This window comes from Petrotoga halophila DSM 16923 (assembly GCF_002924615.1).
Genome location: NZ_JALY01000309.1, coordinates 1 through 1264 on the forward strand (window position 1 = coordinate 1; position 1264 = coordinate 1264).

The 1264-nt window shown below is 32.7% G+C and carries 1 protein-coding gene; it reads left to right on the forward strand.

The features are described from left to right. Positions 1-1224 (forward strand): nucleotidyltransferase (locus AA81_RS13380; RefSeq protein WP_103899305.1); only part of this gene is annotated, 1224 nt, incomplete at its 5' end. Positions 1225-1264 lie beyond the last annotated feature (40 nt).

A 1264-nucleotide genomic window follows, 5' to 3' on the forward strand; every position in this document is an offset into this window, starting at 1 on the left:
GCTAAAACTTTAATTAACCCTGATTATACAATCGCTGTGATGAGCGGAAATTTTGTCCAAAGAGGAGAACCGGCAATCTTGGATAAGTTTGCTCGTGCAAAAGTTGCAGCAAATATGGGAGTAGACATCGTCTTCGAATTGCCATTTGTCTATTGTATACAAGATGCAAGTGGCTTTGCTACGGGGGCCATTGGCATATTAGAGAAAACTAACGTTGTTACAGATATTGTTTTTGGAAGTGAATCTAGTAATTTAGAAGTTTTAGATAAAATATCGACCATTTTATATGAGCAACCCAAAAGTTTTAAAAAGTTACTCAACAAGAATTTAAAAAAAGGTTTATCATTTCCAAACGCTCGAAAGTTTGCTTTAGTTGAATATTTAGAATCTTCAAATTACGAGCACAATGTAATGGATATATTAGAACAATCAAACGATATCTTAGGTTTAGAGTATTTAAATGCTTTAAAATTATATGATTCAAAGATAATTCCACATACTATTCAAAGAATAAAGGCGGGATACAATCAAAAAGAATTCACAGGTGAAATTTCCAGCGCCACTGCGATACGAAATCTTATAGAAAAAAACGAGATGAGCAAAGTTAAACAGGGGGTTCCATCCCTTTCATATGAGGTTCTACTTAGGGAGATTGAAAAGGGCAAAGCGCCAATCATATTCGAAGATATGAGAGATATGGTGTTAGCCAAGCTGAGAATGATGAAAAAAGAAGAATTAATGCAAATAGACGGTGTAAAAGAAGGATTAGAGACTAGATACTCAAAATTTTCCAAAATAAGTTCCAACCTCACAGAATTAGTGAACAACGTCAAGACGAAAAGGTTTACGTTGACAAGGGTGAAAAGGACTCTTTTAAAGATTTTTTTTGATTTAAAAGAGAAAGATATGAAATTATACAACAGTCATGGGCCACAATATTTAAGGGTGTTAGCCTTCACCAAGAAGGGTCAAGAGTTGCTGGGAAAAATGAAAGATCTTTCGGCTTATCCAATCATTACTACCCCATCGAGATACAGAAAAATATATAATAGATTAAACGACAAGTTATTATCAAGCAATAAAAGGTATCAAAGTATTCCTGAAATCTACTTAAATCAGATAGAATACGATTTTTTGGCAAGTAATATTTACACTTTATTATACAAAAATACAAATTTATCCTCATACGAACCTGATAAAAAAGAAAAGGTTATAATTTTATGATAGTAGTAGTTCACTATCTAAACATATTAATTTCGGAGGT